This is a genomic window from Pseudomonas sp. Marseille-P9899 (genome assembly GCF_903166565.1).
Lineage (GTDB): Bacteria > Pseudomonadota > Gammaproteobacteria > Pseudomonadales > Pseudomonadaceae > Aquipseudomonas > Aquipseudomonas huaxiensis.
Genome location: NZ_CAESCG010000001.1, coordinates 1,810,651 through 1,834,077, shown reverse-complemented (window position 1 = coordinate 1,834,077; position 23,427 = coordinate 1,810,651). Strand labels below are relative to the sequence as shown.

Annotated in this window: 18 protein-coding genes; 4 read left to right on the top strand and 14 right to left on the bottom strand. The window is 66.2% G+C overall.

The window, feature by feature from the left end; all coding sequences use genetic code 11:
- Window positions 1-128 precede the first annotated feature (128 nt).
- The 9 genes from HWV67_RS07840 to HWV67_RS07800 all read right to left on the bottom strand — a co-directional run bounded on the left by HWV67_RS07840 (window position 129) and on the right by HWV67_RS07800 (window position 12,218).
- On the bottom strand, window positions 129-1,739 hold the full coding sequence (locus HWV67_RS07840; protein WP_175650685.1) for a dipeptide ABC transporter ATP-binding protein: 1,611 nt from the start codon (window positions 1,737-1,739) through the stop codon (window positions 129-131).
- Entirely contained in the window at window positions 1,736-2,578 is an 843-nt protein-coding gene (locus HWV67_RS07835) for an ABC transporter permease (protein ID WP_175650684.1), read from the bottom strand. Before HWV67_RS07835 ends, HWV67_RS07840 begins: the two co-directional genes overlap by 4 nt.
- Window positions 2,575-3,534: an ABC transporter permease gene (locus HWV67_RS07830; protein ID WP_175650683.1), complete on the bottom strand. Its 960-nt coding sequence runs from the start codon at window positions 3,532-3,534 to the stop codon at window positions 2,575-2,577. Before HWV67_RS07830 ends, HWV67_RS07835 begins: the two co-directional genes overlap by 4 nt.
- Window positions 3,535-3,537: 3 nt before the next feature.
- Window positions 3,538-5,139 carry an ABC transporter substrate-binding protein gene (locus HWV67_RS07825; RefSeq protein ID WP_175650682.1) on the bottom strand — a complete coding sequence of 534 codons (1,602 nt, stop codon included), beginning with the start codon at window positions 5,137-5,139 and terminating at the stop codon, window positions 3,538-3,540.
- 9 nt (window positions 5,140-5,148) lie between these two features.
- Window positions 5,149-6,468, bottom strand: coding sequence for an LLM class flavin-dependent oxidoreductase (locus HWV67_RS07820; RefSeq protein WP_175650681.1), 1,320 nt, complete (start codon window positions 6,466-6,468; stop codon window positions 5,149-5,151).
- A 52-nt stretch (window positions 6,469-6,520) separates the two neighbouring features.
- Entirely contained in the window at window positions 6,521-8,959 is a 2,439-nt protein-coding gene (locus tag HWV67_RS07815) for a TonB-dependent receptor plug domain-containing protein (protein ID WP_175650680.1), read from the bottom strand.
- Between the two features lie 176 nt (window positions 8,960-9,135).
- Window positions 9,136-10,104: an ABC transporter substrate-binding protein gene (locus HWV67_RS07810; RefSeq protein WP_175650679.1), complete on the bottom strand. Its 969-nt coding sequence runs from the start codon at window positions 10,102-10,104 to the stop codon at window positions 9,136-9,138.
- 10 nt (window positions 10,105-10,114) lie between these two features.
- Window positions 10,115-10,924 carry a class II aldolase/adducin family protein gene (locus tag HWV67_RS07805; protein ID WP_175650678.1) on the bottom strand — a complete coding sequence of 270 codons (810 nt, stop codon included), beginning with the start codon at window positions 10,922-10,924 and terminating at the stop codon, window positions 10,115-10,117.
- A 256-nt stretch (window positions 10,925-11,180) separates the two neighbouring features.
- Complete coding sequence (locus HWV67_RS07800; protein ID WP_175650677.1) at window positions 11,181-12,218, bottom strand: LacI family DNA-binding transcriptional regulator; 1,038 nt, start codon at window positions 12,216-12,218, stop codon at window positions 11,181-11,183.
- A gap of 283 nt (window positions 12,219-12,501) precedes the next feature.
- Here HWV67_RS07800 and HWV67_RS07795 point away from each other — a divergent pair, with 283 nt between their 5' ends.
- The 4 genes from HWV67_RS07795 to HWV67_RS07780 all read left to right on the top strand — a co-directional run bounded on the left by HWV67_RS07795 (window position 12,502) and on the right by HWV67_RS07780 (window position 18,038).
- Window positions 12,502-13,890 carry an MFS transporter gene (locus HWV67_RS07795; RefSeq protein WP_175650676.1) on the top strand — a complete coding sequence of 463 codons (1,389 nt, stop codon included), beginning with the start codon at window positions 12,502-12,504 and terminating at the stop codon, window positions 13,888-13,890.
- 18 nt (window positions 13,891-13,908) lie between these two features.
- Window positions 13,909-15,096 carry an L-talarate/galactarate dehydratase gene (locus tag HWV67_RS07790; RefSeq protein WP_175650675.1) on the top strand — a complete coding sequence of 396 codons (1,188 nt, stop codon included), beginning with the start codon at window positions 13,909-13,911 and terminating at the stop codon, window positions 15,094-15,096.
- Between the two features lie 66 nt (window positions 15,097-15,162).
- Complete coding sequence (locus tag HWV67_RS07785) at window positions 15,163-16,695, top strand: UxaA family hydrolase (RefSeq protein WP_175650674.1); 1,533 nt, start codon at window positions 15,163-15,165, stop codon at window positions 16,693-16,695.
- Between the two features lie 98 nt (window positions 16,696-16,793).
- On the top strand, window positions 16,794-18,038 hold the full coding sequence (locus HWV67_RS07780) for an OprD family porin (RefSeq protein WP_175650673.1): 1,245 nt from the start codon (window positions 16,794-16,796) through the stop codon (window positions 18,036-18,038).
- Window positions 18,039-18,141: 103 nt separating this feature from the next.
- On the opposite strand, the gene HWV67_RS07775 is transcribed toward HWV67_RS07780, so the two are convergent.
- From HWV67_RS07775 to HWV67_RS07755, 5 genes are read right to left on the bottom strand one after another with little or no spacing between them, the layout of a single operon-like run.
- Entirely contained in the window at window positions 18,142-19,470 is a 1,329-nt protein-coding gene (locus HWV67_RS07775; RefSeq protein ID WP_175650672.1) for an LLM class flavin-dependent oxidoreductase, read from the bottom strand.
- A gap of 35 nt (window positions 19,471-19,505) precedes the next feature.
- A complete protein-coding gene (locus HWV67_RS07770; RefSeq protein WP_175650671.1) occupies window positions 19,506-20,198 on the bottom strand; it encodes a peroxiredoxin-like family protein in 693 nt (230 codons plus the stop codon).
- A 17-nt stretch (window positions 20,199-20,215) separates the two neighbouring features.
- Window positions 20,216-21,304 carry an alkene reductase gene (locus tag HWV67_RS07765; RefSeq protein ID WP_175650670.1) on the bottom strand — a complete coding sequence of 363 codons (1,089 nt, stop codon included), beginning with the start codon at window positions 21,302-21,304 and terminating at the stop codon, window positions 20,216-20,218.
- Between the two features lie 29 nt (window positions 21,305-21,333).
- Entirely contained in the window at window positions 21,334-21,687 is a 354-nt protein-coding gene (locus tag HWV67_RS07760) for a 4Fe-4S dicluster domain-containing protein (RefSeq protein ID WP_175650669.1), read from the bottom strand.
- Entirely contained in the window at window positions 21,684-23,285 is a 1,602-nt protein-coding gene (locus HWV67_RS07755) for an FAD-dependent oxidoreductase (RefSeq protein ID WP_175650668.1), read from the bottom strand. The genes HWV67_RS07760 and HWV67_RS07755 overlap by 4 nt, the downstream gene beginning before the upstream one ends.
- Window positions 23,286-23,427 lie beyond the last annotated feature (142 nt).

The following is a 23,427-nucleotide window of genomic DNA, read 5'->3' as shown; positions in this document are numbered from 1 at the left end:
CAGGCCTTCGCGAGCAAGCTCGCTCCCACAGGGCGCCCGTCAAACTGCAGCTTTGAATACAACACCAGTAATGTGGGAGCGAGCTTGCTTGCGAAGGGCTGCACAGCAGCCCCAAAACCCACCGAACCTCACCCCGCCACCTGCAACTCCCGCCCCCGCAACGGCAACAACTGCCCCGGCATATCCTCCAGCAACCGCCGTGTGTAATCGCTCGCCGGCCGTTCGAAGACCTGCTCGGTCGGCCCGTGATCCACCAGCCGGCCCTGGCTCATCACCAGCACCTGATCGCTGATGCCGCGCACGGTGGCGAGGTCGTGGGAGATGAACAGGTAGGTCAGACCCAGATCCCGTTGCAGGTTTTGCAAGAGATCCAGCACTTGCGCCTGGACTGGCGCATCCAGCGCTGACAGCGGCTCATCCAGCACCAGCAATTCAGGTTCCGCAGCCAGCGCGCGGGCGATGGCGACGCGCTGGCGCTGGCCACCCGAAAGCTGACCGGGACGCCGATGCAGCAGGTTGCCCGGCAGGCCGACCCGTTCCAGCAATTCCAGCACGCGCTCGCGGTCGTTGCGGCGCTGGCCGATGGCGAAGGCGCGCAAGGGCTCGCTGATGATGTCGAGCAAATCGTGCCGTGGATCGAGGGCCGCCCAGGGGTTCTGGTAGACCAGTTGCACCCGCCGTCGATAGCCATGCAGTTGCTTGCGCCCGGCGCCGAGGATTTCCTCGCCGTCGAAACGCACGCTACCGGCGCTGGCCTGCTCCAGGGCAAGGATGATTCGTGCCGTGGTCGATTTGCCCGAGCCGGACTCGCCCACCAGGCTGGTGGTGGTGCCCCGTTGCAGGCTGAAACTCACGTCTTCGACCGCTGCCGGTCCATGACGGTTGAAGCGCCGTTGCAGGCTGCTGACCTGCAACAGCGCTTCGCCTTGTGCCACGGCCGGCGCTGACCGTCGTTGTTGCAGCCGCGCCAAGGGCGAAGCCTGGAGCAACTGGCGGGTATAGGGGTGTTCCGGCGTATGCCACAACTGGCTCGGCGTGCCGCTTTCCAGCAGGCGGCCATGGCGCATCACCAGGATGCGGTCGGCGCGGTCGAGCGCCACCGCCAGGTCATGGGTGATCAGCAGCAAGCTGCCGCCGCGTTCGCGCACCAGTTGTTGCAGGCGGTCGAGAATCTGCCGCTGCACGCTGACGTCGAGGGCGCTGGTGGGTTCGTCGGCGATCAGCAGTGGTGGGTCGTTGGCCAGGGCGATGGCGATCAGCACCCGCTGGCACATGCCGCCAGACAATTGATGGGGGTAGCGCTTGAGCAATTGCTCGGGATCTTTCAGGCCGACCTGATGCAGCAGCGCCACACCGCGCAGCCGTGCTTCAGTCTTGGCCACGCCGTGCACGGTCATGGCTTCGACAAGCTGGGCGCCGATGGTCTTGACCGGGTCCAGCGAGGTGCCCGGGTCTTGCGGGACGAAGCCGACCAGGCGGCCGCGACGCTCGCGCCAGTCGCGTTCGTCGAGCTGATCGAGGGCCTGGCCTTGCAGCCATAGCTGGCCGGTCTGCTGCACACCGGGCGGCAGCAAACCGGCCAGGGCCGCGGCGGTGGTGGATTTGCCCGAGCCGGACTCGCCCACCAGACAGACGATTTCGCCGGCGGCGATTTCCAGGTCCAGACCTGCCACGGCGGCTTGCGGACTGCCGGGGTATTCCACGCCGAACTGGTGGATACGAACCAGTGGTGCGCTCATGAGGCTTCTCCCTGAAGACGTTGCAGGCCGCGGGCCAGTTGCTGGGTGGCGAGGACCACGGTGGCCACCACCAGCCCCGGCAGGGTGGTGTACCACCAGGCCACCACCATGTAGTTGCGCCCTTCGGCGATCAGCAGGCCCCATTCCGGTTGCGGCGGCGGTGCGCCGAAACCGAGGAAGCTCAGCGCCGACACCGCCAGCACGGCGCTGGCAAATTCCAGCGCGGCCAAGGCCAGCAGCGGCCCGGCGGCGTGGGGCAGCACATGTCGGCGCAGGTTGGTCCAGGAACCGACGCCGGCTACCTGCGCCGCCTCGACAAAGGTGCGGCTGCGCCAGCGCAGCACTTCGCCACGGGCCAGGCGGGCGAAGATCGCCACGGATGACAGCCCCACCGCCAGGGCGATTTCCAGGGTGCCGAAGCCCAGTGCGGTGACGATGGCCATCGCCAGCAGCAGCGCCGGGATCGCCATCAGCACTTCGACGATGACCGCCAGAATGCGGTCGGCAACCCCGCCAAACCAGCCGGCAATACCGCCCAGCAGGCTGCCGGCGACCAGCGCGATCAGCACGGCGATGCTGGTCGCCTGCAACGACAGCGCCGCGCCGTGCACGCAGCGGGCGTAGAGGTCGCGACCGAGGTGGTCGGTGCCGAACCAGTGGCGGGCGGACGGGGCTTGCAGGGTCTGGGTCGGGTCGGCCAGCAGCGGGTCGGCGCTGCTGAACAGGCCGGGCCAGAAGGCCCAGCCGAGGACCACCACAAACAGCGCCAGGCTCAGCGCCACGGACAGTCCGGGCCAGCGCAGCGGGCGGCTGGCGGCGTAGGCGGGTTGCAGGATCATGAACGGCTCCCTTGGCGGATGCGCGGGTCGAGCAGCGGGTAGAGCAGGTCGGTGGCGAGGTTAGTCAGCACATACAAGGTCGCGGCCAGCAGCACCACGCCCTGGACCACGGCAATGTCCTGGCTGGCGACGGCGGCCTGGGCCAGACGGCCGACGCCGTCGCGGGAGAACACCGTTTCGGTGACCACCGCGCCGGCCAGCAGGTTGCCGAGCAAGGTGCCGGCGAGGCTCAGCATCGGAATCGACGCGTTGTGCAGGATGTGCCCGCAGAGCAGGCGCCAGGGCCCGACGCCTTTGCTGCGCAGCGCCTGAACGAACGGTTGCTGGCTGACGCTGGCGATCGAGCGACCGAGCACCTGGGCGATCATCGCCGCGCAGGGCAGGGCCAGGGTCAGCGCGGGCAACACCAGGCTGGCAAGGCCGTGATCGCCCATCGCCGGCAGCCAGTGCAATTTGAAGGAGAACAGTTGCAGCAGCACCAGCCCGACCCAGAAGGTCGGCAGCGAGACAACCACCGCCGGCGCATTGTGCAGCGCGCTCTGCAATGGCTGCCGCCGCACCTGATGCGCCGCCAGTGCCAGGCCGATGCCCAGCGGCACCGCCAGCAGCAACGCGGCGAACGCCAGCGACAGGGTCGCCGGCAGCGCTGCGGCGAGTGTCAGCGTCACGGGCTTGCCGGTTTGCAGCGAGGTGCCGAGGTCCAGGTGCAGCAACCGCCACAGCGCGCCGCCGTACTGCTGCCAGAGACTGCCGTCGAGGTGATAGCGGGCGCGCAGTTCGGCGACCTTGGCCGGGTCCACCGCGCCCGGCTCGCCGCTCTGGGCCAGGAGGATCGCCACCGGATCACCCGGCAGTGCGTAGAGGATGGCGAACGACAGGGTGAATGCGGCCCACAGCACCAGCGCGGCCTGGGCCACGCGCCAGAGCAGTGCGCGGTGGTTGGTCTGGAGGGTCATCGGTCAGTGGCTCCCCGGTTGTGCCAGCCAGGTGTCGTAGAACTGCAGGCGGGTCGAGGCCTCGTAATGCAGGCCGTGAACGACGTCGCGGAACGCCGTCACTGTGGCCGCTTCCACCAGCGGAATCACATGGCCCTGATCGAGCAGCTCGGCGCTGGCCTGCTGGATCAGTGCGCTGCGCTTCTGCTGATCGAGGCTGGCCGCCGACGCCTGCAGCGTCTGGTCCAGCGGCGCCGGACCGCGGACGTTGACGTTGCGCCCGCTGGAGAGGAACACGGTGCGCAGCACGTCCGGGTCGGCGCGGGTCAGGTTGAAGAACCACAGTTCGTAGTTGAGCGAGGTCTGCAACAGGCTGACCTGGCCGATGGTGGACTTGTTCAGGCGCAGCTCGACGCCGGCCTGACGGAGTTGCTGCTGCGCCAGTTCCAGCACCGGAGTGGTCGCCTGCCAGTAGTCGAGGGCGAAGCTCAGGCGTTTGCCGTCACGCTGGCGCCAGCCATCGGCGCCCTTGTTCCAGCCGGCGGCGTCGAGCAGTTGGCCGGCGCCTTGCGGGTCATAGGCGAGCTGGGCGCTGAGGTCCTGGTAGTACGGCGTGCTGCTGGCCAGCACCGAACTGGCCGGTTTCTGGTAGCGGGAAATCACGCCCTTGAACTGGCTGCGGTCGATGGCCTTGTTCAGCGCGCGGCGCACATTCACGTCGTCCAGCGGCGGGCGCGATTCGTTGGGCGTCAGGCTGAAGACGATGCCGGGATTGGGCCGGGCAATGGACGGAATGCCCTGGCTGTCCAGCACGGCTTCGTCCTGCACCGGCACGCTGGTGTTCACGTCGATCTGCCCGGAAACCAGGCTGCCCAGGCGCACGCCGGACTCCGGCAGGATGTGGAACTCGATGGCGTCCAGCCAGGCGCGGCCCTTGTGTTCGGCCAGGGACGACGGCCAGGCATAGTCGGCGCGGGCCTCGATGCGCACCAGTTTGTTGTGCTCGAAACTCTTCACCGTGAACGGCCCGGAACCGACCAGCGCACCCTGGCAACGTTCCTCGGCGCTGCGCTTGAGGGTGGCGGGCGACAGCAGCCCCAGGCTCATGGTCGAGCTGGCTTGAAGAAACTGCGCGTTGGCCTGTTTGAAGTTGATCTGCACGCTGAGCGGCCCGGTCACTTCGACCGATTCCAGCCCGGCCAGGTAAGTCCCGGCCAGTTGCGCCAGGGCGCCGAGGGCGACGATGGCCTCGATGTTGGCTTTTACTGCCGCCGCGTCGAGCACGCTGCCATCGGCGAAGGTCGCGCCCTCGCGCAGGTGGAAGGTGAACTGCCGCGAGTCGTCGCTGACCTCCCAGCGCTCCGCCAGCCAGGGCACGATCTCGGCGGTTTGCGGGTCCTGGTCGGTCAGCGAGTCCACCAGTTGCCGGCCGACATTGAGCGCGGTGTTGTTGCCCGCCTGTTGTGGGTCGATGCAGTTTGGATCGCCGTCGAAAGCCACCCGCAACACGCCGCCCACCTTGGGCTGCGCGGGGGCGCCGGAGTTGGCCTGCTGCCCGGATGGGTTATCGCAGCCGGCGAGGGCCAGGGCGATCGCCAGGCTTAGTGAAGCCAAAGGTCGAGTCATGGGCGTTCCTTAGAAAAAGCGGTTGGTGCGGTACGGCAAACCGAGGTTTTCCCGCAGCGTGGTGCCGGCGTATTCGCGCTGGAACAGGCCGCGGCGTTGCAGCTCCGGGACCACGCCGTCGACGAAGTCGTCGATGGCCGAGTGCAGGCCGCTGAACATGATGTTGAAGCCATCGGCGGCGCCGGCTTCGTACCAGGCCTGGAGGTCGTCGGCGATGCTTTGCGGGGTGCCGATCAGGATGCGATGGCCGCCGGAGGTGAGCTGGTTGAACAGTTGGCGGACGGTTGGCCGCTCGCGGCGGATCAGATCGAACACCAGTTTTTGCCGGCTCTGGTGGGTGTTGGTGGTGAAGGATTCCGGGGGCAGCGGCACCACTTCGTCGAACGGCAGTTCGGAGAGGTCGTAGCCGAGGCTGACGAATTTCGAGATGGAACTGAGAAACGCCTTGGGCTCCAGCAGTTCTTGCTGGCGGTCGTATTTGGCCTGGGCTTCGGCGAGGGTCTTGCCGACCACCGGCGACACGCCGGGAAGGATTTTCAGTTCGTTGGCGCCGCGCCCGAAGCCAGCGGCGGCGAGCTTGGTTTCCTGGTAGAAGGCCTGGCCCTGCTCGATGGTGTGCTGGGCGGTGAAGATCAGTTCGCCAACCCGCGCGGCGAGGCGCTTGCCGGAGGTCGAGGCGCCGGCCTGGGCCACCACCGGGTGGCCTTGCGGCGAGCGCGAGACGTTGAGCGGACCGCGTACCTGGAAGTGCTCGCCCTGATAGTCGAGGACATGCAGCTTGTCGATGTCCAGCCAGGTGCCGCTGGCCTTGTCCTGGATGAAGGCGTCGTCGGCCCAGCTATCCCACAGGCCGCTGACCACGTCGTAAAACTCTTCGGCGCGGGCGTAGCGGTCTTCGTGATCGACGTGGTCCTGGCGGTTGAAATTCTCGCCGCCGCCCAGCGAGGTGACCAGGTTCCAGCCGGCGCGGCCGCCGCTGAGGTGGTCCAGCGCGGCGTATTTGCGCGCTACGTTGTAGGGCTCGTTGTAGGTGGTGCTGGCGGTGGCGATCAGGCCGATATGGCGGGTGCTGGCGGCCAGCGCCGGGGCCAGGATCAGCGGGTCCCAGCGCACGCTGTTGGGGCCGCGCTGCAAGGCCAGGTCGATCTTCACGTCGAGGGTATCGTTGAAGAACAGCGAGTGAAAACGCCCGGCTTCCAGCTTGCGGGCGATGTACTGGTAGTGCTCCAGGCTCTTGAAGGTGTCCAGCGGCGCTTCCGGCAGACGCCAGGCGCTGCCGCTGAGGGTGCCGGGGATAAAGGCGCCGAGGACGAAGGGTGCTTGAGTCATGGGGTGTTCCTCCGGGCGCCCGCGCCACTGCGCGAGCGCCGCTTGCGTGGGCTCAGAAGTTGTAGGCGATGCGCGTGTACCAGAAGCCGCCGTAGGGATCGAACGGCGAGATCGAGCCGAATTTGGCGAATCCATTGACGTCGCCTGCCGGGAACGCGTTGTTGTCGGCGCGCACGTCGAACAGGTTGTTGGCGCCCACGGCGATATCGAAGTTGTCGGTCAGGGCGTAGGCCACTTCCAGGTCTGTCAGCCACTTGGCGCCGTAGGTCACGTCGTAGTTGGGGTTGGCGTCGAGGGCGGTGACCTTGTCGTAGCGGGTCAGGCCCGCGTTGACGGTGAAGCGGTCGATCTGCCAGTTGGCACTAAGGATGACCTTGGTCTTGGGGTTGGCCACGGTGAGGTAGCCCTGGGCGACGCGGTCGAACAGTTCCAGGTTGTTGCCCGCGGCCCTGAGCGAGCCCGGGGTTTCCTTGATGCCATCGATTTCGGTCTTGTTGTAGTTGACGCCCACGCCGTACTTGACCTTGCCAAACTGGCCGTAATCGACGCGGTAATCGGCCACCAGGTCGACGCCACGGGTGGTGGTGTCGGCGGCGTTGGTGAAGTACTTGATGCGGTAGCCGGGCTTGAAGCCGTTGGCGATCAGTTGCTGGTCGACGCCGTTGCCGTAGAGGAAGCCGGTGAGGGCGATGCGGTCGCGGATTTCGATCTGGTAGGCATCGAGGGTCACGCTGGCCTGGGGCAGCGGCTGCCAGGTCAGGCCGAGGCTGAAGTTGCGCGATTTCTCCGGGCTCAGGTCTTCGGCGCCAAGGGCCTTGGCCAGCGGTGAGTCGACCCGCACGGTCTTGGCTTCGACGAACTGCGCGATGCCGTTGACGGTGGTGTACTGGTTGGCGGTCTGGGCGTACACCGACTGCGACAGCGACGGTGCGCGGAAGCCGTTGCTGATGGTGCCGCGCAGGGCGAAGGTCGGGGTGAAGTCATAGCGCGCGGAGAACTTGCCGCTGCGGGTGTTGCCGCTGCTGTCGTCGTATTTCTCGAAGCGCGCGGCGACCCCCAGCCAGAGTTTTTCCGTGGGGTTCACGCCGAAGTCGACATAGCTGGCGTAGCTGTTGCGGCTGAGCTGGCCGGCGTCCTCGGGGGTGAGGGTGATCGCGCCCTGGGCGCCCACCGAGCCGGGCTGCCCGGCCAGCGGACCGCTGGGATAGATGTAGCCGCCGTTGATGTACGAAAGCGGGTCGTCGGACTCGGTCTTGTAGCGTTCGTGCCGGTGTTCCAGGCCCCAGGACACTTGCAGCGGCTTGCTCAGGCCGACGTCGAAGGCTCGGGTCAGGTCGAGGTTGTTGGTCCACTGGTCGAAGTAGTTGGTGTAGGTGTCGAAGCGCGTCGGGCTGGTCGGGCCAAGGGAGGCGTTGAGGGTTTCGTCGGCGCCGGCCTGGCCCTTGTCGCGGCCGAAGGTGGAGCTGAGATCCCAGTGCCAGTCGGCGATCTCGCCCTTGCCGCCGGCGGCGGCCTGGTAGTCGGTTTCTTCGAGGGTGTAGAACGGTGCGGTGCCGTCCGGGTAAATCTCGGGAATGATATTGGTGGAGTTGGGCCGACGGTAGTTCTGGCCGCCACGGGCGTCACGTTTGCTGAAGGTGGAGAACGAGTACAGGGTCAGGTCGTCGTTGACCGGCAGTTCGGCGTTGTACGACAGGTTGATGGCCTTGATCTTCGGCAGGCCGTTTTTCTGCACTTCGCGGTCGGCGGTGGCGTTGCGCGGGTCGCCGGCGAAGTACAGGTTGCCGGTGGCTTCACGCGAGCGGGTGGCGGTCTGCACCGATTTTGCGTCCAGCGCGTAGTTGAAGAAGCCGCCGTCGCTGCCCAGGGGCAGGCCCTGGTTGAGGGTCTGGCGCAGGTTGCCGCCGTCGCCGTTCTCGTAGTATTCGCCGTACTGGGTGCTGACCGAGCCGCCGTTGTCCTTCTGCTTGAGGATGATGTTGATCACCCCGGCGATGGCGTCGGAGCCGTATTGCGCCGAGGCGCCATCGCGCAGCACTTCGACGTGGTCGATGGCGCTGATCGGGATCAGGTCCAGGTCCACCGGGTTGGTGCCGTAGGCGGCGGTGGAGTCGAGGTTGATCACCGCGCTGTTGTGGCGGCGCTTGCCGTTGACCAGCACCAGCACGTTGGAACCGTTCAGGCCGCGCAGGCTGTAGGGGCGGGCGATGCTGTCGTTGGAGGTGCCGGAAGGCCGCTGCGAGAACGACGGCAGGGTTTTCTGCAGGGCGCCGCGCAGGCTGGATTCGCCGGTCTTTTCCAGTTGTGCGCTGTCGATCACGTCGATCGGCGCCGGGCTGCTGGTGACGGTGCGCACTTCGCTGCCGCGTGAGCCGGTGACGATCACCGTGTCGAGTGCGGTGTCTTTGTCGGCGGCGACGGCCAGCGGGGTGAGCAGATAGCCGGCGAGCAACGCCGGCGCCATGGACAAGTGGGTGAACACAGACTTCATGATTGTTCCTTGGGTTCGATTGGCAGATCAGGCCCTGGATGTGCGATCGAACGGGCTCTCATAGGTTTTTCACGCATCACGGGCGCGGCCGGGCTCGCGCAAGGTCCATTGCTTGCGTGGCTGGCGTGCCTGTTGGTCGTCCGGCGCGCGCCGGTGCGTTGTGCTGCGGCAGGTCCCTAGCCGCTGAGCAGGAGGTTGAAGCGCTCATCCCAGAAACCGCGTACGTCCAGCGACTGACGGATCAGCCCGCTGTCATGGAACAGGTCGGCGATGCGCTGCTGGGCGAGGATGTCGGCCTCGCTCACAGGCAACAGCCGGCTGGGGCGCTGGCGCTGGTTGAACTGTTGCAGGTACAGCTCGCGGGATATCCCGGTGAGTTTTTCGTTGCGCTCGGCCCAGGCCTGGGGGTTGTGCTCGACCCAGTCCCAGGTGGCTTTTTCCCGGCGCAGGAAGTCGCTGATGGCGGCCTGTTTGCCGGGTTGTTGCAGGACCCGCTCGGTGGTGGCGATCAGGTAGTTGCCGCAGTGGTACTGGCTGGCCTGCGCGAGGATCACCCCATCCATGCCGGTCTGCGCCTGGAGCGCGCCGATCCCGCCGGCGACGATGGCGTCGACATGGCCGTTCTGGAACGCCACCAGCGCATCCCGCGCCGGCATGGGCCGGGCCTGGATATCGGCGAGGGTCAGCTGGTTGTCGCGCAGCAGGTTGAGGATCAGGTAATGGGTGTCGGTAGCGCGGACAAAACTCACGCGCTTGCCCTTGAGGTCGGCGATCGACGCAATGCCGCTGTCGCGCTTGACGATCAGGCTGCTGCGGTTCTGCTCGCCCTGGTAACTGGCGATCAACACCAACGGGTTGCCGGCGGCACTGGCGAACAGCGGCAGCACCGGGCTCATGAAGGCGTAATCCAGGCTGCTGCTGGCGAAGGCTTCGAGCACCATGCTGCCGCCGGGCACGTCCACCCACTCCAGTGGATAAGGCGTTGTGGCCTGGCCGGCGTCGGCGAGAAAACTCGCGGCCTGGCCTTTGTAGCGCCAGACCCGCAGTGCTTCGCTGGCGTTGGCCAGGACGGGAGCGAGCCCGGCGGCCAGGCCGGCGACGGCACTGTGCTGGAGGAACGCGCGGCGGCTGATGCGGATCGCCATGACCGACTCCTCAGTCCAGCAGGTCAGGTTGCTGCTGGACGATGCGGTCCCACAGCGGCAGGAAGTTCAGCCAGCCGAACAGCTCGCGCTGCGCCGGGTTGAAACTGTCCTCGCCCAGTTCGGGGATCCGTGGCTGGCCGGCCGAATACGCCAGCAGATGGGCGCGGGCGGTGTCGTCGGCGAGGATGAAGCGCCACGCGGCGCTTTCCACGGTCTGGCCGGTGACCCACAGGCCGTGGTTCTGCCAGACCAGCAGGTTGTTGTCGGCGAAGGTTTCGACAAAGGCTTGCGCGACCAGATCGCGGTCTTGCAGCAAGCCGCCTTCGGCCGTGCGCAGGGCGTGCCGATCGAACAGCACCTGCTCGCCGACAAAGGCCGACGACTCGGCGGTAATCGGTTGGAACAACTGCGCCAGCGACGACCAGACGCGGCCATGGAAACCGTGCAGATGGGCGATGCCGACCACCTCCGGGCGGGCCCGTTGCAGTTCGTAGTGCAGTTCCAGGGCGCTGGTGTTGAGCAGGCCGTCGCCTTCCACCACCTGGCCTTCGCCGTTGACCCGCAGCAGGTCGCTGGTGCGGATCTGCGAGAAGGGCACGCCCAGCGGGTTGATCCAGTAATGGTCGGTCTCGATCGGGTCACGGGCGGTGAAATGCCCGGCCAGGCCCACTTCGAAACCCAGTTCGGCGAACAGCCGGTACGAGGCGGCGAGGCGTTGCTTGCGGTGCAGGCGTTCGGCGAGCGGGTCGGCGTGGACGGGCGGGGCGCTGAGTTGCAGGCGGTGGTTGTGGTTGGGCAGGGTGGTGATGCTGTGGCTCATCGGGCGGTACCTCACGGGAGATCAGGATGTGTTATCCCGGGCATCCGTTCTGCCGTGAGCGACCCGTTTCGGGAAGGCTCGCAGGTGGGATGATCGGGGCCTCCACCATGCGAGGGTCGGGTCTGAGGGGACTGTAACAAGGGGCGGGGAAGGGAAGAAATACCGTTTCGATCTATTTTTATTATTATTTTTCAGAATAAAAATTCTGCTGATTATTTAACAATTGCATTTTTAAGGGTGTGGCGGTCGTAGTCCTTCAGGTGCTTTCCCTGACAACCAGATTGAACCCCACATCCTCCGCCTGCTCGCCGCGTCCGAGACTGCCCTCGATCCGCTGCAGCAGCAGTTCCGCCGTTCTCAAGCCGATCCGCCCGCCATCCACATTCACCGTGCTCAGCCGTGGGTGAGTGTGGGCGGCGAACTCCAGATTGCCGAAGCCCATCACCGCCAGGTCCTGCGGCACTCGCAAACCCTGGGACTGGGCTTCGGCCATGACGCCCTGGGCGAGCAGGTCGATGCTGCAGATCACCGCGTCCATCGCCACCCCGCTGGCCAGCAGCCGGGCCATGGCTTCGCGGCCATGGCCCATGTTCACCGGCACCGCTTCCAGCTCGCAGCCAACGATTTCCAGTCCGGCCTGTTCCAGTGTTTCGATACAGGCCTGGCGCCGGCGGGTGGCACGGTCGTCGTCGCTCCACACCAGGCCGATGCGGCGATGCCCGCGTTCGATGATGTGCCGGGCCATGGCCTGACCTACCGCCTCGTGGGAGAAACCGACCACCGTGTCGATCGGCTCCGGCGCCAGTTCCCAGGTTTCGATCACCGGCACGCCGCGGGCCACCAGCTTTTCCCGCGCTGCAGCGCTGTGCAGGCGGCGGGTGAGGACGATGCCGTCGGGGCGGCGGGCGAGGATGCCATCTATCAGTTCGGATTCCCGCGCAGGGGAGAGGTCGGACTGGCTCAGCAGCAACTGGTAGCGCGCCGCCGCGAGGCGCTGGCCCAACTGGGTGATGGTGTCGACAAAGGCGCGGTTGGCGATGTTGGGTACAACCACGATGACCAGCCGGCTGCGCTGGGACACCAGGGCACCGGCCAGCAGGTTCGGTACATAACCGGTCTTGCGGATGGCGTTGCGCACCTTTTTCGCAGTTTTTTCCGACACCAGTTCGGGCCGGTTGATCACCCGCGACACGGTGATGGGCGAAACCTTGGCCACCTTCGCCACGTCATCGAGGGTAGCGAGTGCGGCGCGTTCGGGTTTCGGGCCGGCGGTTTCGGTGAGCGTTTCCAGCATGCGAAGCCTCAAGGCGGGAGGGTGGAGCGGATCGGCGGATTCTACCGCAACGGCGGCCATTTTCCTCTGCTTGAGAGGCTGTCCCAATGGATGGGAATTCGGCCTGTTTTCCAATTTGCAAAGGCGCAACCACGGCGCCTAGGATTAATGACAGCGCTGTCATTTGATAACGCTGTCATTGGTCGGGAACAGGTCGCTGCCGTGACCTGCGAGCCGCCAGAAGAAAGCGGGCGCCGTCCGGAAGGCCCTGCGCGAACCCTATAAAAACAATGAGGCACTCGCGATGAACAATCCTGACACCTTCGCCACCGGCCCCGCCGTCGGTGCCGTTGCCGCGTCGGCCAGCGCCACCCGTTACCGCTATCTGATCCTGGCCCTGATCACCCTGGTGCTGGCCCTGTCCAGCGGCGACCGCGCCGCACTGTCGGTGGCCGGCTCCGACATGAGCAAGGAACTGGGCGTCAGTTCGGTGGAGATGGGCTACCTGTTTTCGATCTTCAGTTGGGCTTATGTGATCTGCCTGATTCCGTCCGGCTGGCTCAGCGACCGCTTCGGCTCGAAGAAGACCATGGCCCTGGCCATTTGCATCTGGTCGGTCTTCACCGTGTGCATGGGCCTGGTGCACTTCGTCGGCATGATCGTGCCGCTGCTGCTGGCCCTGCGTTTTCTGCTCGGGGTCGCCGAATCACCGGTGGGGCCGGCGTCTACCCGGGTGATCGCCTCCTGGTTCCCGTCTTCGGAGCGGGGTATGGCCGGGGCCATCTTCAACAGTGCGCAGTACATTTCCCTGGCGTTCTTCACCCCGTTCATGGGCTGGCTCTGCTACGCCTTCGGCTGGGAATGGGTGTTCATCGTCATGGGCATCGTCGGCCTGGGCGTCGCCGCCGTCTGGTGGAAGCACTACTACCTGCCGATCAACCACCCGAAGATGAACGCCGAAGAACTGGACTACCTGCGCAAGGGCGAGGCCCTGGTCGATCTGGAAGGCCAGGCCGCGCTGCCCCGTGACAAGCGCCGCAGCTCGCTGGCCGAAATCGGCGTGCTGTTCAAGAGTCGCATGCTGCTGGGCATGTTCATCAGTCAGTACTGCGTCAGCGCGGTGACCTGGTTCTACGTCACCTGGTTCCCGATCTACCTGGTCAAGGAGCGTGGCTTCGACATCCTCCAGGCTGGCCTGGTGGCCTCGATCCCGGCGCTGTGCGGGCTGATCGGCGCGGTGTCCTCGGGCTTCTTCTCCGACTATCTGCTGCGCCGTACCCAATCCCTGAGCATCGCCCGCAAGACGCCGATCATCACCGGTGTGCTGCTCAGCTCGACCATGATGCTGTGCAACTACGTCGACGCCCAATGGCTGGTGATCGCGGTGATGAGCCTGGCGTTCTTCGGCAAGGGCTTCGGCAACCTCGGCTTCAGCGTGGTGGCCGACACCGCGCCGCGGGAAATGGTCGGCATGACCGGTGGCGTGTTCAACGCCCTGGGCAACACCGCAGGCATCGTCACCCCTGTGGTCATCGGCTACCTGCTGCACTCCAGCGGCTCCTTCACCAGCGCGCTGTTCTACGTCGGCGCCCATGGCCTGCTCGCCGCGTTCTCCTACCTGTTCATCGTCGGCAAGATCCAGCGCCTGCAGCTCTCTGATCTGACCGGCAAGAAAACCTCCAACGCCCAGTGATTCGAAAGGACTGTTCCTATGATCGAAAGCAACGTCTACATCGACCCGAAGATTGCCGCCCTGCAACCCGGCGCAGCCACGACCGACAGCATCGCCTGGATCAAACTGTCGTACACCGTGCTACCGCTGGGGGCGCCGATCAGTGACGCCAAGGTGCTCACCGGGCGGCAGAAACCGCTGACCGAAATCGCCTTTATCTTCGCCGAGATCCGCACCCGCGAAGGCTATGAAGGCATCGGCTTCGGCTACTCCAAGCGCGCCGGTGGCCCGGGCATGTACGCCCACGCCCAGGAAATCGCCCCGGTGCTGCTGGGCGAAGACCCCAACGACATTGCCAAGCTGTTCAACAAGCTGCTGTGGGCCGGCGCCTCCATGGGTCGCAGCGGCCTGACCACCCAGGCCATCGCGCCGTTCGATATTGCCCTGTGGGACCTCAAGGCCAAACGCGCCGGACTGCCGCTGGCCAAGCTGCTTGGCGCCCACCGCGATTCGGTGCAGTGCTACAACACCTCCGGCGGCTACCTGTCGACGCCGCTGGAGGCGGTGCTGGACAACGTCGACAGCTCCCGCGCCAACGGTATCGGCGGGATCAAGATCAAGGTCGGCCAGCCCGACACCGCCATCGATTTCAAGCGCGTGCAGGCCGTGCGCGAACGCCTTGGCGAAGGCTTCCCGCTGATGGTCGATGCCAACCAGCAATGGGACCGGGTCACCGCCCAGCGGTTCTGCCGCAAGCTGGAGCAGTTCGACCTGACCTGGATCGAGGAGCCGCTGGACAGCGCCGACGTCGAAGGCCACGCCGCCCTGGCCGCGTCGCTGGACACCGCCATCGCCACCGGCGAGATGCTCACCAGCTTCAACGAGCACGCCCAACTGATCCGCGCCAACGGCTGCGACTTCGTCCAGCCGGATGCGCCGCGGGTCGGGGGTATCACGCCGTTCCTGCAGATCATGAGCCTGGCCAGCTTCCAGGGCCTGAAGCTGGCGCCGCATTTCGCCATGGAAATCCACCTGCACCTGGCGGCGGCTTACCCCGAGGAGCCATGGCTGGAGCATTTCGAATGGCTGGAGCCGATGTTCAACGAGCGCCTGGAACTGCGTAACGGCCGCATGTGGGTGCCCAACCGTCCGGGCCTCGGCTTCAGCCTCAGCGAGCAGGCACTGGCCTGGACCCAGCACAGCGTCGAATTCGGCAAGCGTCCCTGAGTCATCCGTGGCGGCGGTGCTTCTGCCATCGCCGCCACGCGAGTTACCCCCACAGGAAAACAGATCATGAGTCACCGTGAAGTCAGCCCCGTCATTCGCCTCGATGCCGCCGACAATATCGTCGTCGCGCGCCTCGAGATTCCCGCCGGCACCGCCATCCCCGGTGAAGGCGTCACCACGCAGCAACCGGTGCCCCTGGGACACAAGATCGCCGCCCGCCACATCGCCAGGGGCGAAGCCGTGCTCAAGTACAACACGGTGATCGGCTACGCCGCCGAGGACCTGGCGCCGGGCACCTGGATGCACAGCCACAACATCGCTTTTGGCGACACCGAGCGCGACTACCGTCACGGCCTCGACTATCAGCCCACTGAGCTGCTGCCGGCGGCGCAGCGTGCGACCTTCCAGGGCATCGTGCGTGACGATGGCCGCGTCGCCACCCGCAACTACCTCGGCGTATTCGTGGTGGGCAACTGCGGCGCCACGGTGGCGCGCAAGATTGCCAACCACTTCGATGCCTCGCGCCTGGCCGGTTTTGCGCATATCGACGGCGTGGTGCCCTATGTCCACGAAATCGGCTGCGGCATGGAAATGACCGGCGAGCCCATGGACCTGCTGCGCCGCACCATTGCCGGCTACATCAAGCACGCCAATACCGTCGGTGCGGTGGTCATCGCCCTCGGTTGCGAGCGCAATAACATCCACGGCTTCTTCGAGCAGGAAGGGCTGGTGGAAGGCGAGATGCTGAAAAAGCTGGTGATCCAGGATGTCGGCGGGGTCAAGAGCGCCACCGAGCAGGGCATCGCGCTGATCGAAGGCATGCTGCCCCGGGCCGACGAGGCGCGTCGCCAGCCGGTGTCGGCCGAGCACCTGATGATCGGCATGCAGTGTGGCGGCAGCGATGGTTTCTCCGGACTGTCGGCCAATCCGGCGCTGGGCGCGGCGGTGGACATCCTGGTGCGCCATGGCGGCACGGCGATCCTGTCCGAGACCTCGGAAATCTTCGGCGTCGAACACACTCTGACCGCCCGCGCCGTCACCCCGGAGGTCGGGCGCAAGCTGGTCGCACGCATCGACTGGTGGCTGGAGTACAACCGCGGTCGCGACACCCAGATCAACGGCCGGGTCAGCCCCGGCAACAACGCTGGCGGCCTGGCCAACGTGTTGGAAAAATCCCTTGGCGGGGCCAAGAAGGGTGGCAACGCGCCGCTGATGGACGTGTACGAATACGCGCACCCCGTCACCGCCCGGGGGCTGGTGTTCATGGACACTCCGGGTTACGACCCGGTCTCGGCCACCGGCCAGATTGCCGGCGGCGCCAACATGATCGCCTTCACCACCGGCCGCGGTTCGTGCTTCGGCTCGGTGCCGGCGCCCACCTTCAAGCTCGCCAGCAACTCGCCCATGTACCAGCGCATGAGCGACGACATGGACATCAACTGCGGACAGATCATCGACGGCGACAAGACCATCGCCGAGATGGGGCAGGAGATCTTCGAGCGGCTGCTGGCCCATGCCTCGGGGGAGCAGACCCGAAGCGAGTTCAATGGGCTGGGGGAGGATGAGTTCTGCCCCTGGCAGATAGGTGTTCTCGCCTGATTTTTCAGTACCGCTGACGGCATCAGCGTCGGCAAGCGGTTCCGATCAACACCACCAACAGAAAAGGCCGGGCTCCGATCCGGCCCAACGGACAAGTCATGCACAACAAAAACAACATCCTGTCTGCCGTCACCCTGCTGTCCCTTTCGGTCCAGGCCCATGCCGCCGGCTTCCTGGACGACAGCCAGGCCACGTTCAAGGCCCAGAATTTCTACCTCAACCGCGATTTTCGCGAAGGGGCCGGCGTGTCCAAACGCGATGAGTGGGCCCAGGGCTTCGTCCTCGATTTTCGCTCCGGCTACACCCAGGGCACGGTCGGCTTGGGCCTCGACGCCATCGGCATGCTCGGCATCAAACTCGACTCCGGCCCTGATCGCAGCGGCACCGGCCTGTTGCCGGTGGGCGGCGACGGGCGTGCTCCAGACAGCTACAGCAAGTTCGGGGTTGCCGCCAAAGCGCGCGTGTCGAAGACCGAAGTGAAAATCGGCACCCAGTTGCTCAAGTACCCGACCATCGCCTCGAGCACCGGCCGCATCCTGCCGCAGACCTTTGAGGGCGGCGTGCTGACCTCGAAGGAACTGGACGGCCTGACCTTCACCTACGCCCAGATCGACCGCACCACCAAGCGCGATTACTCCCATAGCGAGGCCATGAGCCTGGTCAACAAGAACCGTCGTTTCAGCGGCGTGCCCGAGGCCGATGATTTCCGCATGGGCGGCCTGGATTACGCGGTCAGCCCGGACCTGATGCTCAGCTACCAGTACGGCGAACTGGACGAGGTGTACGGCCAGCACTACCTCGGCCTGCTCGGCAGCCGAGCGCTGGGGCCGGGCAAGCTGGCGCTGGATGCGCGCTATTTCGTCAGCGACGACACCGGCCAGGCACTGGCGGGGCGGGTGGATAACCGGACGCTGAACCTGCTGCTCAGCTACAGCCTTGGCGGGCACAACGTCGGCGTTGCCTGGCAGCGCTTATCGGGTTCCACCGCGATGCCGTACCTGCTCGGTACCGACGCCTACCTGACCAACTACATGATGGCCGCCGACTTCATGGAGCCCGGTGAGCGGACCTGGCAAGTGCGCTATGCCTACGATTTCGCCGCTGCCGGCTTGCCGGGGCTGACCTTCTCCACCCGCTACAACCATGGCGACCACGCCAACCCGGCGACATTCGCCGGCGAGGGCCGGGAATGGGAGCGCGATACCGACCTGGGCTACACCCTGCAGTCCGGGCCGTTGAAGAACGTCAATCTGCTGTGGCGCAACGCGGCGCTGCGCTCGAACTACCAGCGGGATATCGACGAGAACCGCCTGATCATCAGCTACAGCGTGCCGCTGCGCTGAGGGCGAGCTGAAACAGTCATGTACGAGGAATGACCGCTGATCATTGGTGGTAGAGCCGGCAAAGGTTTTTGCCGGCTTTGTTTTGCCTGGGGCTCTTGGGCGATCACGCCACCTCGGCCGCCTTCACACTGTGCCGATTCACCGGCACATCCAGCCCCAGATGATCGCGCAGCGTCCGCCCCTGGTATTCACTGCGGAACAGTCCGCGCTCGCGTAGAATCGGCACCACTTCGTCGGTAAACCGGGCAAACGCCGCCGGTGCACCGACGTGCACGTTGAAGCCGTCCACCGCGCCTTCCGTGAACCAGCGCTCGATCTCGTTCGCCACGGTCTGTGCCGAACCGGCAAAACCGGTAAATGGCCGGGCAAAGCGCAGCGCCGTTTGACGCAGGGTCAGGCCCTGTTCCCGCGCCACGCGCTTGATCTTCTCGGCATGCCCGCGATAACCGTTGCTGCCCAGTTCGCCGAGGTCCGGGAAAGGTGCATCGAGGTCGTACTGGCTGAAGTCGTGGTAGTTGAACGGCCGGCCCAGTTGCACCAGGGCCTTTTTCAGGTCCAGCTCGCCGGTGCGTTGCAGCAGCAGCGCCTGGGCCTCTTCGTCGGTGTCGGCAATGATCGGCGAGATACCGGGGAATACCAGCACCTGGTTCGGGTCACGCCCGGCCTCGGCGGCGCGGCGCTTGATGTCGGCGTAGTACTCGCGGGCGTCTTCGAAGTTGTCGACGCCGGCGAAAATCCCTTCGGCGATCCGTGCCGCCAGACCGCGCCCGGACTCGGACACGCCAGCCTGGAAGATCACCGGCTGGCCCTGCTCTGAGCGGGAGATGTTCAGCGGCCCGGTGACCGAGAAGAACTCGCCGCGATGGTCGAGGCGGTGTTGCTTGGCCGGATCGAGGAAGCGCTTGCTGGCGCGGTCGCGGGGGAAGGCATCGTCCTCGTAGGAGTCCCATAGCCCCTGGACCACCGCGACATGTTCGTGGGCGCGGCGGTAGCGCTCGCCGTGATCGATATGGTGCTCGCGGCCGAAGTTGCCGGCGGCGCCTTCAAGGCCGGTGGTGACCACGTTCCAGCCGGCGCGGCCATGGCTGATCTGGTCCAGCGAGGCGAACTGGCGGGCGACGTTGAAAGGCTCGGTGTAGGAGGTGGTCAGGGTCGCCACCAGGCCGATCTTGTCGGTGGCGCCGGCCAGCGCCGAGAGCAGGGTCAGCGGCTCCAGGCGGTTGAGGAAGTGCGGCGCCGAGTCCGGGGTGATGTAGGGGCTGTCGACGATGAACACCAGGTCGAATTTCGCCGCTTCGGCAGCGCGGGCCTGTTGTTTGTACCAGTCGATATCGATGCTGGCGGTGCCGGGGATCTGTGGGTCCAGCCATTCCTGTGGATCGGTGCCGACGCCGGTAAGGATGGCGCCGAGGTGCAACTGCCGTGTGCTCATGGTTCAGGTCCTGTCGGGGTTTGAAGGGGAGGGGCTCAGGCCCAGGCGTGCCGTACCAGCAGGCTGTCGGCATCCAGCGCGGCGTCCACCGCGTCGATGATCGGTTGTGCTTCGCTGCGCACCAGCCAGTCCGGGCTGACCTGGGCGAAGTGCACGCGCTGGTCGCGGCCGATCACCACCACGGTGGGTTGCGGCAACTCCCAGGTGCCGGTGCCGGTGATGGCGCCGATGCCCGGGCCTTTCGCCAGCGCCGCCTGGCGCGAGGCTTCGTCGAAGCTGTAGAGAATGCCGAGGCGCTGGCCGAGGGCGTTGTCCTTGTCGCTGGCCACTTGCAAGGTCAGGTGGTGCTTGTCCTTGATTTCTTTCAGGCGCTCCGGCACCTGCGGACTGATCGCCACCAGCGGCACGCCGCGCCGTTTCAACGCCGGTTGCAGGTTGCGTTCGTAATAGGGAATGGCGATGTTGCACGCCGGGCAGCCGGCGAAGCGGAAGAACACCAGCACCGCCGGGCCTTTGCTCACCAGTTGCTCCAGGCTGAGGCTGCCGCCCTCGACCTTGAGCAACTCGAACGGCGCGACGATATCGCCGGCGCTGACGAAGCGCGCGGGATCAGCCTCATCCACCAGGCGCTGGCGCTGGTCGACGTTGACCTTGAGGGCCTCCGGGGCCCAGGTGCGCTGGCGTTCGGCATGCAGTTCGGCCAGCAGGTGATTGACGGATTCGCTCATGAAAGGCTCCTGTTCGCTCAGCCGGCAACGGCTTCGCGGCGGGGTTCGAGAAAGGGGTAATCGATGTAGCCCTGGTCGCCGCCAACATAGAAGCTGGCTTCGTCCGGGGCATTGAGCGGCGCCTCCCGGCGAAAGCGTTCCACCAGGTCGGGGTTGGCGATAAACAGCCGGCCAAAGGCGACGAAATCGGCGCGGCCCTGCTCGACGGCCTGGTGCGCGCTGTCGCGGTCGAAGTCGCCGGCGAGAATCAGCGGGCCCGTGAACAGCTCGCGCAGGGTCGGCGCCAGGCGGCGTTCTTGCGGCGTGGCATCCGGTTCGATCAGGTGCAGGTAGGCGATGCCGCGCTGTTGCAGTTCGCGGCCGACATGGCTGTACAACGCCAGCGGGTCGCTGTCGCGGATGCCGTCGTACTCCACGTTCGGCGAGATACGCACGCCCACCCGCTCGGCGCCCAGTTCGGCGATGGCGGCGTCGACGATTTCCAGCAGCAGGCGCGCACGGTTTTCCACGCTGCCGCCGTAGCGGTCGTCGCGCTGGTTGGTGCCGTCACGCAGAAACTGGTCGATCAGGTAGCCGTTGGCGGCATGGATTTCCACACCGTCGAACCCGGCGCGCCCGGCATTGCGCGCGGCGATGCGGAAGTCTTCGACGCGTTGGGCGATTTCCTCGGTCTCGAGGGCGCGTGGTACCGGGAAGGGCTGTTGGCCGCTCGGCGTCGAAATCTCACCGAGCGCGGCGATGGCCGAAGGCGCCACCGGCAGCAGGTTGCCCGGCAGGCGGTGCGGATGCGCCTTGCGTCCGAGGTGGAACAGTTGCTGGAAGATCCGCCCGCCTTCGGCGTGCACGGCGGCGGTCACCGGTTTCCAGGCCTCGACCTGGGCGTCATCGTGGATCGCCGAGCCACCGGGCCGGCTGACGCTTTCGCTGGAGACATGGGTGGCCTCGGAAATGATCAGCCCGGCACTGGCGCGCTGGCGGTAATAGGTCGCGACCCGTGGCAGCGGCTGGCGCGTCTGTTCGTCGGAGCGGGCGCGGCCCAGCGGGGCCATGACCACTCGGTTGGCCAGGGTCAGGTTGCCCAGCGGTGCGGTGCTGAAAAGACTCATGGGTGACTCCTGCTCAGGGGAAAACGGGTTCAGTGGGTGGCCAGTTCACGTGCGAGGACGAAGATGCCTTCCATGCGCCAGTGCTGGTTTTCGTAGCGCGGGTCGCTGGCGAATTCGTCCCAGCCGGAGTCCCGGCGGTACTGGCCGACCAGGCCGCTGGCGAGCACCTGCGCCGGGTCGAGGCTGACCGGCTGTTCGCAATCGGGGTGCACGTAGAGCGCGTCGCTGTGGCAGTACAGTTCGCACATGAAGCAGGTCTGGCAGGCCGACTGATCGGCAATCCGTGGCTTGCCGTCGCTGCCCACCGCCAGCACGTTGCTGGGGCAGGCCGTTACGCACTGGCTGCAGCCGTTGCAGCGGTCACTGAAGATCAACTCGATCATGCCGGCACCTCGCTGGCGTGAAGGGTGGGCAGGGCGTCGCGGCGCACCCAGGGCGTGTCCAGCCCGGCGCTGCGCAGATGGCTATCGAAACTGGCGAGGCGGGTAGGTGCGTCGCTGCGCTGGTGCATGCCGCGGCTCTCCTTGCGCGCCAGGGCGCTCTGGTAGCACCAGCGGGCGCTGGCCAAAAGCGCTGCGGTTTGCCGCCAGTGCAACAGCGCCTCGGGACTGTCGACGCTGCGCTGTTCGCGCAGGCGGTCCCAGTGGTTTTCCAGCACGCCGAGGGAGCGCTGCAGCTGCGCGCCGTGGCGGAACAGGTTCTTGTCGTAGGGGTGCAGTTCGTCCTGGATGGCGCGGACGGTCTTGCGGTGATCGTCACCCGCATTGCCATTTTTCAGGAGTCCGACCTGTGCCACGCTACGTACCACGGTATCTTTCGCCGGCTGCGCCAAGGCATGCCGCGCTGCGCCGGCGCCGGCCCACTGGCCGCTGGACAATGCCCACGACGAGTTCACCGCGCCACCGCCGGAGATCGCTCCGGTCACCGCTTCGCGACTGGCCGCGTCGCCCGCGGTGAACAGGCCGGGCACGCCGGTCTGGCAGTCGTCATCGACAATCCGCAGCCCACCGACACCGCGGATGGTGCCTTCGCCGTGCAGCGTGACCTGGAATTTGTCGCGGTACGGATCAATGCCCTGGCGGTCGAACGGCAGCATCAGGTTGGGCTGCACATACGGCAGGCGCGCGCGGATATCTTCGGGAATGCGGTCCAGTCGGCAGAACACCGGGCCTTGCAACAGCGCGCGGGCGAGGGCGTCGTTGAAGCCGGGGCCCTGGGTGATCTCCAATTCGCGGCCGGCGGCATCGAAATAGCGGCCGAAGCTGTAGACCATCGAGCGGGTCATGGTGCTACCAGCCGGGGCGATGCAGTAGTAGTTGGAAAACTCCATCCCCGACAGCTCCGCGCCGGCTTCGACGCCCATCAGGTAACCGTCGCCGGTGTTGGTGTGGCTGCCGAGCAGCCGGGACAGAAAGCCGCAACCACCGGTGGCCAGCACCACGGCCGAGGCGCTGACCTGCCATTCGCGCTTGGCCTGGCGCTGCCAGCCGCGCGCGCCGGCCAGTTCGCCGGCATCGTTGTTCAGCAGTTCCAGTGCCGGGCTCTGATCCAGCAGGGTGACGCCGTGTTCCAGCGTCAGTTGGCGCATGGCCCGCATGTATTCCGGCCCGCGTAGGGCGCGGTACTGCTTGTTGCCACGCTCGTCGCGAGGGAAACCGTACAGGCGGTCCAGTTGCGGCAGCGATTGCCAGGTGGTGTCGAGAATCCGCGCCATCCAGCGCGGATCGCCCAGCGCTTCGGCGCTGAGGGTGCGTTTCTCGATCACCGCTTCGCGTTGTTCAGGCGGCACCCACCAATGGCCAGGGCCGGCAGTCGCGGTCACGCCGCTGGTGCCGCAGTAACCCTTGTCGGCGAGGACCACCTTCGCGCCTTTGCGCGCTGCGGCCACCGCCGCCCAGGTGCCGGCCAGGCCGCCGCCGATCACCAGCACATCGGCGCGCAGGTGGAGCGGGGCGGGGGCGTTGTGAAACAGGGGAATCATGGATGCGCAGGCTCCTGCAGAGGTCGTTGGGGGACGGCCTCCGCCAGGAGTGGGGTCGGGTCTGGTAGAACGATATGCCTGCGTTCGGCGCGAGGGAAAGGCTTTTTGGTTCTAAGCTAATTATGTGAGTTTGGTATTTATC

Excerpts from the sequence above, each read along its gene's own strand:
- HWV67_RS07840 (WP_175650685.1), bottom strand. The coding sequence starts at position 1,739 with ATGAGCGCACCACTGGTTCGTATCCACCAGTTCGGCGTGGAATACCCC.
- HWV67_RS07835 (WP_175650684.1), bottom strand. The coding sequence starts at position 2,578 with ATGATCCTGCAACCCGCCTACGCCGCCAGCCGCCCGCTGCGCTGGCCC.
- HWV67_RS07830 (WP_175650683.1), bottom strand. The coding sequence starts at position 3,534 with ATGACCCTCCAGACCAACCACCGCGCACTGCTCTGGCGCGTGGCCCAG.
- HWV67_RS07825 (WP_175650682.1), bottom strand. The coding sequence starts at position 5,139 with ATGACTCGACCTTTGGCTTCACTAAGCCTGGCGATCGCCCTGGCCCTC.
- HWV67_RS07820 (WP_175650681.1), bottom strand. The coding sequence starts at position 6,468 with ATGACTCAAGCACCCTTCGTCCTCGGCGCCTTTATCCCCGGCACCCTC.
- HWV67_RS07815 (WP_175650680.1), bottom strand. The coding sequence starts at position 8,959 with ATGAAGTCTGTGTTCACCCACTTGTCCATGGCGCCGGCGTTGCTCGCC.
- HWV67_RS07810 (WP_175650679.1), bottom strand. The coding sequence starts at position 10,104 with ATGGCGATCCGCATCAGCCGCCGCGCGTTCCTCCAGCACAGTGCCGTC.
- HWV67_RS07805 (WP_175650678.1), bottom strand. The coding sequence starts at position 10,924 with ATGAGCCACAGCATCACCACCCTGCCCAACCACAACCACCGCCTGCAA.
- HWV67_RS07800 (WP_175650677.1), bottom strand. The coding sequence starts at position 12,218 with ATGCTGGAAACGCTCACCGAAACCGCCGGCCCGAAACCCGAACGCGCC.
- HWV67_RS07795 (WP_175650676.1), top strand. The coding sequence starts at position 12,502 with ATGAACAATCCTGACACCTTCGCCACCGGCCCCGCCGTCGGTGCCGTT.
- HWV67_RS07790 (WP_175650675.1), top strand. The coding sequence starts at position 13,909 with ATGATCGAAAGCAACGTCTACATCGACCCGAAGATTGCCGCCCTGCAA.
- HWV67_RS07785 (WP_175650674.1), top strand. The coding sequence starts at position 15,163 with ATGAGTCACCGTGAAGTCAGCCCCGTCATTCGCCTCGATGCCGCCGAC.
- HWV67_RS07780 (WP_175650673.1), top strand. The coding sequence starts at position 16,794 with ATGCACAACAAAAACAACATCCTGTCTGCCGTCACCCTGCTGTCCCTT.
- HWV67_RS07775 (WP_175650672.1), bottom strand. The coding sequence starts at position 19,470 with ATGAGCACACGGCAGTTGCACCTCGGCGCCATCCTTACCGGCGTCGGC.
- HWV67_RS07770 (WP_175650671.1), bottom strand. The coding sequence starts at position 20,198 with ATGAGCGAATCCGTCAATCACCTGCTGGCCGAACTGCATGCCGAACGC.
- HWV67_RS07765 (WP_175650670.1), bottom strand. The coding sequence starts at position 21,304 with ATGAGTCTTTTCAGCACCGCACCGCTGGGCAACCTGACCCTGGCCAAC.
- HWV67_RS07760 (WP_175650669.1), bottom strand. The coding sequence starts at position 21,687 with ATGATCGAGTTGATCTTCAGTGACCGCTGCAACGGCTGCAGCCAGTGC.
- HWV67_RS07755 (WP_175650668.1), bottom strand. The coding sequence starts at position 23,285 with ATGATTCCCCTGTTTCACAACGCCCCCGCCCCGCTCCACCTGCGCGCC.